Annotated in this window: 12 protein-coding genes; 2 read left to right on the top strand and 10 right to left on the bottom strand. The window is 64.3% G+C overall.

Going from position 1 to position 6,510, the window contains the following annotated elements:
- The 8 genes from JOY90_RS37190 to JOY90_RS37155 all read right to left on the bottom strand — a co-directional run.
- A partial coding sequence (locus tag JOY90_RS37190) for an NIPSNAP family protein (protein WP_291696067.1) occupies positions 1-427 on the bottom strand: 427 nt, incomplete at its 3' end.
- Between the two features lie 50 nt (positions 428-477).
- Positions 478-684, bottom strand: coding sequence for a type II toxin-antitoxin system HicA family toxin (locus JOY90_RS37185; RefSeq protein WP_291696066.1), 207 nt, complete (start codon positions 682-684; stop codon positions 478-480).
- Complete coding sequence (locus tag JOY90_RS37180; RefSeq protein ID WP_291696065.1) at positions 681-884, bottom strand: type II toxin-antitoxin system HicB family antitoxin; 204 nt, start codon at positions 882-884, stop codon at positions 681-683. Before JOY90_RS37180 ends, JOY90_RS37185 begins: the two co-directional genes overlap by 4 nt.
- 60 nt (positions 885-944) lie before the next feature.
- The gene (locus JOY90_RS37175; protein ID WP_291696064.1) at positions 945-1,610 is read right to left on the bottom strand and encodes a DsbA family oxidoreductase; all 666 of its coding nucleotides are present in this window, start codon (positions 1,608-1,610) and stop codon (positions 945-947) included.
- A 66-nt stretch (positions 1,611-1,676) separates the two neighbouring features.
- Positions 1,677-2,498, bottom strand: coding sequence for a helix-turn-helix transcriptional regulator (locus JOY90_RS37170; RefSeq protein WP_291696063.1), 822 nt, complete (start codon positions 2,496-2,498; stop codon positions 1,677-1,679).
- Positions 2,499-2,595: 97 nt separating this feature from the next.
- The gene (locus JOY90_RS37165; RefSeq protein ID WP_291696062.1) at positions 2,596-3,195 is read right to left on the bottom strand and encodes a hypothetical protein; all 600 of its coding nucleotides are present in this window, start codon (positions 3,193-3,195) and stop codon (positions 2,596-2,598) included.
- A gap of 21 nt (positions 3,196-3,216) precedes the next feature.
- Positions 3,217-3,345 (bottom strand): hypothetical protein, encoded by a 129-nt coding sequence (locus JOY90_RS37160; RefSeq protein WP_291696061.1) that lies wholly within the window; start codon positions 3,343-3,345, stop codon positions 3,217-3,219.
- Positions 3,342-3,803, bottom strand: coding sequence for a group III truncated hemoglobin (locus JOY90_RS37155; RefSeq protein ID WP_291696060.1), 462 nt, complete (start codon positions 3,801-3,803; stop codon positions 3,342-3,344). Before JOY90_RS37155 ends, JOY90_RS37160 begins: the two co-directional genes overlap by 4 nt.
- A gap of 81 nt (positions 3,804-3,884) precedes the next feature.
- Between JOY90_RS37155 and JOY90_RS37150 the strand changes: the two genes are divergently transcribed.
- Entirely contained in the window at positions 3,885-4,310 is a 426-nt protein-coding gene (locus JOY90_RS37150) for an Rrf2 family transcriptional regulator (protein WP_291696059.1), read from the top strand.
- A gap of 6 nt (positions 4,311-4,316) precedes the next feature.
- On the opposite strand, the gene JOY90_RS37145 is transcribed toward JOY90_RS37150, so the two are convergent.
- A complete protein-coding gene (locus JOY90_RS37145; protein ID WP_291696058.1) occupies positions 4,317-4,904 on the bottom strand; it encodes an SET domain-containing protein in 588 nt (195 codons plus the stop codon).
- A 183-nt stretch (positions 4,905-5,087) separates the two neighbouring features.
- On the opposite strand from JOY90_RS37145, the gene JOY90_RS37140 reads away from it, so the two are divergent.
- Positions 5,088-5,696, top strand: a complete 609-nt coding sequence (locus JOY90_RS37140; RefSeq protein WP_291696057.1) for a hypothetical protein — start codon at positions 5,088-5,090, stop codon at positions 5,694-5,696.
- A gap of 255 nt (positions 5,697-5,951) precedes the next feature.
- Here JOY90_RS37140 and JOY90_RS37135 read toward each other — a convergent pair.
- Positions 5,952-6,510 (bottom strand): TetR/AcrR family transcriptional regulator (locus tag JOY90_RS37135; RefSeq protein ID WP_291696056.1); only part of this gene is annotated, 559 nt, incomplete at its 5' end.

Genomic DNA, 6,510 nt, shown 5'->3' with positions numbered 1-6,510 from the left:
AATATTTCTCGCGGGCCGGCAGTGCCGCGGTGAAGGCGTCGGCCCATTGCTGAACCCCGCCGAGCGGCCTCGCGCGATAATTGCGGAGCTCGTAGATGTTGCCGGTCGAGGCCGGCGCGACCGGCGGCCGGATGGCGTTCAGCAGGCGCACCTCCTGGCGCACCAGCAGCGGCCGGATCAGCGGAATGTATTCTCCGCTCCAGCGCGCGTTCTCGAAGAGCTCGGCGCGCAATCTCGTTCGCTCGTTCAGATCGCTGAAGCTCCACATGTGGAGGACCTGATTGAGCGGGCCGATCTCGGTCCACCAATAGCCTTCGAGCTTGCCGAAACGATCGCCGCGGATGTCGCGCGACACCGTGCTCGCGGCCTTGACCATGTCACCGACGGTGCCCGGCTTCACCGTGTAAGTGCGAAGTTCGTAGATCATGTAGTTTTCCCCCGCGGTCGTTTCGATTGATGCGCACGGAATTTCTGCGGTCAGAGATCATCTTCTGAGAGTTCCGCAAGCTTCACGAGATGACGCAGCAGACCCGTCTTCAACGGCCTGCTGCCGTGGATTGGCACCGAAAGCCTGACGATGCTGCCGCTCTTGCCGTAGATGTGATGGCTGCCGTTGACACGCAATAAAGTCCATCCGCGTCGTTCGATGATCCGGACGAAGTCCCGACCCGACAGCGACTTCATGCAGGCAATTCCAACATCCGTTCGATGCCGCCCGGCTCGGGCGGAGCGACGTCGATCGAAAGGCAACCTTCGATCGCTTCACGAAGGTTAACCATCAATTCGTCCATGGTATCGCCTTGCGTCGCACAACCGGGAATGGCAGGGACTTCCGCCCAAAAGCCCCCTTCCTCAGCCTCGTGCACGACAATTTTGATCTTCATGCGCAAATCTCCAGAGCGATTGTCGTCCGAACGCTCATGATGTTCAAGGAAACAATCGCCTCACTGCGCCGCCTGCGCATTCACCTCCGCCGAGACCTGGCGGATGGCGCGGGCGAGCAGCTCGGGGGGTTGCGCGCCGGAGACCGCGTATTTCTGCGCGAACACGTAGGTCGGCACGCCGGAGATGCCCTTGTCAGCCGCGTCCTGCGCCTGCGCCGAGATCAGCGCGGCGTCCTCGTCGGTCGCAAGCCGCCGGCGCGTCTCATCGGCATCGAGACCGACATCGGCCGCCGCCTTGACCAGCACCTCGGTGTCGGTGAGGTCGCCGCCGTCGCGGAAATACAATTCCATCAGCCGCTGCTTCATTGCGGCGGCCTTGCCCAGCGCGTCCGCCCAGTGAATCAGGCGGTGGCAATCGATGGTGTTGGGCTGACGCTTGACCAGGTCGGGCCGGTAGACGAGACCCTCCTGGTTCGCGGCCTCGACCACGCGCCCGGCGATGCCCTTATAGGCGTCGACCGAGCCGAACTTGGTGGTGAGATATTCCTCGCGGCTGATACCTTCGCGCGCCACCCAGGGATTGAGGAAGAACGGCCGCCAGTTCACTTCAACCGGCACATCGGCCGCCAGCGCCAGTGCGTCCTCGATCCGCTTCTTGCCGATATAGCACCAGGGACAGACCACGTCGGAGACGATGTCGATTTGCAGCGGTCGCAGCGTGCTCATGGGCCGATCCTCTCGGGGTTCCAACACCCCCAAAAGATAAGCGGATCGGACGGCAACACAAGCGCGCTATTGCAACTCTGCCGCGATCCGGCGCATGCGCTGCGCGGTGAAATCGTCGGCCGGAAAGAAGGTTTCCAGCGCCAGCTCCGACAGCGTGATGTCGACCGGCGTGCCGAACACCATGGTGGTGGAGAAGAAGCTCAGCACGTCACCGCCGTATCGCATCTTGAAGGGGATCGCGACGCTGTCGGCCGGCAGCGGGCCGCTGCGGGCCGGAATCGGGAACGCCTTCAGATCCTGATAGAGCTTCACGAGCTCGGGATCGGCGGTCGCCTCGCATTGGCGATGCAGCCGCTCGAGCAGATGCGCGCACCATTCGCCGAGATTGACCGTGCGCGGCGCGAGCCCTTCCGGGTGAAAGCTGAGCCTCAGCACGTTGAAAGGTTGCCCGAGCAGCCGCGCCGGGATGCCGTCGAGCAGCGGCGCCATCATGCGGTTGGCCGAGACCAGGTTCCAGTGCCGGTCGACGGCGAGCGCCGGGTTCGGCTCGTGCGCCTTCAGCACCAGCTCGATTGCCTGCCGCGCCGCCTTCAGCGCGGGATCGTCCAGCGTGCGTTGCGGAAAGGCGGGCGCAAAACCCGCGGCGACCAGCAGCACGTTGCGTTCTCGCAAGGGCACGTCCAATCGCTCCGCCAGCTTGAGCACCATCTCGCGCGACGGCGCCGAGCGGCCGGTTTCCACGAAGCTCAGATGGCGCGCCGAGACCTCGGCGTCGCCGGCGAGATCGAGCTGGCTCAGATGCCGGCGCTGCCGCCATTCGCGCAAATGATCGCCGATGTGGATCGGCCGGGCTTTCTCGGTGCGGGCAAGCGAGGTGTGCGTGTTCATGCCGAACAACTAGCACGCACGCAGCGTGGCTTCCATTACCTACGAGGTAATGCTTTCCCCCTACCCGCGACGTAATCGAATTCGCGATCGGGCCGGATCATTTTCCGAGACGAGGAGATGATCCATGATCGCACTGTTGAAAGATTTCCCCGTCGCCATCAGCATCGCCCGGTGCCTGATCGAGCTTGCGACCTCGCTGCTGGCCCGCTCGCTGCAGGTGCCCGAGCCGCTGTTCCGCATCGCCTGCCTGTTGATGTTCGTCCGGATTCAGGCGGTCGAGACCAGTCTCGGCAAGGCTCTGTTCTCCAGTCGACCGTTGCGCCGGTTCGCGATCCTGTTCGGTGTCGCTCGGTGACAAACGAAAATCGAAGTCCGCACATTGCAGCGATATCATGTGCTCGGCGTCGGAAACGCCGTAACGAATTCCCTCGAGTTGCCGATCCGAGATATCGAAGACGCTCACGAACAGGCCATCGTTCATGTTCAGATGTTCGAGCTTGATGTCGACCGCATCCAGGAAGCGCAGCTCCAATCTCGGCCCGCTGCGCGCAGGCTTTTCCACGAGATGAAGCTCGACCGTGCAGCTCGTCTGCCTGTGTCTTTCCTCTGAGCACAGGTTTTCAAGAGCCAGCCGCCGGATGCAGCGGTATTTCGCGGGACCTAGGGCGTTGAATGCATCGATCTTCGGGTTGTTCATTGAGGCGCTTGCGGCCCGAGGTCAGCTCATCGTCAGCGCGACTACCATCCCGACCAGGGTGAGGACAAGCCCCGCGATGAGCATCGGCACCAGGCTGCCGCTTTCGTAAGGGTTGGACGGGTCGCCTGTCGCTGTCGAGCGCCGGTTCATGACGAGACTCCAGGCCGGTTCCGCCGATATCGTTCGCCGACGCCGAGCAGCACGCCGTTGGCGCCGGCGACGCCGAGCTCGAGGCTCGCCGCGATCCGCCGCGCGCGCTCGACGAAATGCGCTTCGGCATCCGGCGGGCAGAGTTCCTTCGCGGCCGCCTCGAACAGTGCGAGCCAGCGGTCGAAATGCGCGGCATCGACCGGCAGCGGCAGATGTTTCGGCATCGGCGCGCCGCGATAGCGGCCGGACATCAGCGCCACCGAGGACCAGAACGCGCACATCTGTCGCAGATGCGGTTCCCAGTCCCTGATGCGGGCGTCGAAGATCGGTCCCAGCACCTCGTCGGAACGGACCTTGGCATAGAATCCGCGCACCAGCCGCTCGATCATCGCCTCGTCGATCCCGGTCCGGGCGGTGATGTCGGCCACGATCTGCTCGCGCCGTTCCTCTGCGGTCATGGGCTTCTCCGTAAATAGGTATTTCAAATGCATATTTAGGGGAGTAGAACATCGATTGCAAATTCTCTTTCGGGGAAAGCCATGCGCCTCACGCTGTTCACCGATTTCGCGCTGCGCGTCCTGATGCGGCTGGCCGGCGAGCCGTCGCGCTCGTTTGCCACCGGCGAGATCGCGGCCGAGTTCGACATCTCGCGGAACCATCTGGCGAAGGTGGTGCGTGACCTCGCCGATGGCGGATTCATCTCGACCCAGCGCGGTGTGGGCGGCGGCTTCAGGCTGGCGCGGCCGGCACAGTCGATCACGCTCGGCGAGGTGGTGCGCATCCTCGAAGGCAATAGCGCCATGGTCGAATGTTTTCGCGAGGACGGCGGCAATTGCGTTCTCACGCCGCGCTGCCGGCTGAAAGCGCGGCTCGCCGCCGCGCGGGAATCCTTCCTGCGCGAACTCGACGCCACGACGTTAGCCGAATGTGCCTATTCCGCGCGCCGGCGGCGGAGCCCGGCCTGAAGCGGGCTACGGTCCGGCGTGGCCATTGGCGAGGCGGCCATTGCCGCGTTTGGTCTTGCCGTTGAGCTTCTTGCCATTGGCCTTCCTGCCCGTCGCGAGCTTCTCGGCCTTGCGTTTCGCCTTGCGCTCGGCCTTCTCCTTGGCCAGCAGCTGCTCGGCGCGCGCCTCGGCCCGCTTCTTCCTGCGCTTCCGCTCGCAGGCCTCGCATTTGCAACCGATCGGTTTCAGGTAGGCCTTGAAGTAGTCGGTGCCGTAATCGTAGCTGATCTCCTCACCGGGCTCGATGTCCTTGATGGCGCGGATGAAGACCTTGCGTTTGCGCGGCTTGACGTCGGACTCGGCGTTCGGCTTGCAGGCGTGATTGATGTAGCGGGCGACGTTGGCGCGGATCGAACCGTCGATGGTCCAGCGGTTGGTCAGCTCGAAGAGGTATTTGTTCTCGACCGCGTCATCCTTTTCCTTTTTTGAGTCCAGAAGCGGCCCAAAATAACGGATGATCTTGGCGCCCTTCTTGATCGGCCTGGTGGCGAACAGGCCAAGTCCGGTCTTGGAGCGGCCGATGCGGTAGGGCTTGTTCGGCGAGATGAGAGGCATGGTCGGCGGAGGGCCAAGTAACTCGCGCAAGTGACACGCGAAAGTGAGGGAGCAAGGCGGCCCTTCTAGGACGAATCCGCCTCAATGTCAGGTCTTTCTGCGGCCTCGACCGAACCGTCCCCAGCTTGCGTGTGTCATCAATACCACGCAGCGACGAAACCAGAAAAGCCGGGAGTTCAGACCATGATTCGTAAATTGCCGATCTACACCTGTCTTGCGGCAGCGCTCGTGGCACAGACCGCGGTCGCCGCAGCGGCCCCTGTTGGCAGCAGCTATTCCACCATCGCCGCGCACAACTGCTGGAGCGCCAGCGGCAAGAAGGACGCCGACGATCAATCATCGCGCATCTGCCGTGGCAAGGTCGGGCTCGTCGTCTCCGTCAATGTCGGCGACATGCGCGAGACGGTCTCCATCGGTCATAACCGCGCCGCCGCGGAGAAGGAACCGGCCGCGCAAGCCTTCTTCGGCCCGTTCAGCTTCGCCTCACGCACCGTCGAGTGGCGGATGGCGGGAAGCGAGCCCTTGGCCATCATCCAGCGCTGGGACATCGACGACAACGCCGACCAGGACAGGAACGGCCGGCCAAAGCCCAAGCCGATGCTGATCGTCACGCGCCTGCCGCCGGGCGCGGTCTGTCACGTCGCCTATGTCGATGTCGCCGCCAATCCCGACGCCAACGAGCTGGCGCGCCAGGCCGCCGACGCCACCGCGCGGGATTTCAAATGCGGGCAGGACCAGGTGAAAGTGCTGGGCAAGAGCGGCCGCGCGGTGGAGCTCGCGACCCAGCGCTAAAGCGTGGCAGTTCGAGGAAGAATCATGCCGCCGCAAATTCGGTTCACCTCTCCCCGCTTGCGGCAGGCTATCGCATATGGTCCGATTGCTTCCGCACGGACGGTGCGCTCCCTCCCCCCGAAAGGGGGAGGGTTGGGGTGGGGGTCAGCCACGGGCACAAATCTCGCGGAGATAGTGAACCCCACCCGGCACCGATCGTGCGCGCGTGCTAACGCATGACGACTGTGCAAGTTTCAGCATGCGCCGATCTCGAACTCAGGACGGCGGCCGCATCACCGTCGCCTTCAGCATGGCTTCCAGCAGCATCTCGGCCGTGGTGCCCGGCGGCGACCGCGCCAGAATATCGGACAGGCGGTTGTCGAGCAGCAGCATGGTGAAGCCGTGCACCAGCGACCAGGCCCGCGCGATCGCGGCGGCCTGGTCGAGCGACAGCGCGTTCTTGGAAATCTCCTCCTGCCGGCTCGCCGCGATCGAGCCGGCAAGCCCCGCAAACGACGCCTCGGCCGCTTCGTGCAGAGAAGGCCGCGAATAATCGAGCCGCTCGGTGCGGAACATCAGGCCGTACATGCCGGGATGCGCTTGGGCATAGGCGACATAGGCCTTGGCGCGCGCCAGCGCCCGCATCGCCGGCGGATCGCCCGCGCCGCAGGACGCCCCCATCGCCGTGTTGAACTTGCGGAAGCCGATCGCGGCCAATTCGCTGACCAGGCCCGTGACATCGCCGAAATGATGGGTGGGCGCGGCATGCGAGACGCCGGCCTCGCGCGCCACCGCACGCAGCGTCAGGCCGGCGAGCCCGTCGCGCTCCAGCACC

It is taken from the genome of Bradyrhizobium sp. (genome assembly GCF_019242285.1).
Lineage (GTDB): Bacteria > Pseudomonadota > Alphaproteobacteria > Rhizobiales > Xanthobacteraceae > Bradyrhizobium.
Note: the sequence above shows the minus strand (reverse complement) of the source record. Positions and strands in the feature narration are given on the sequence as shown.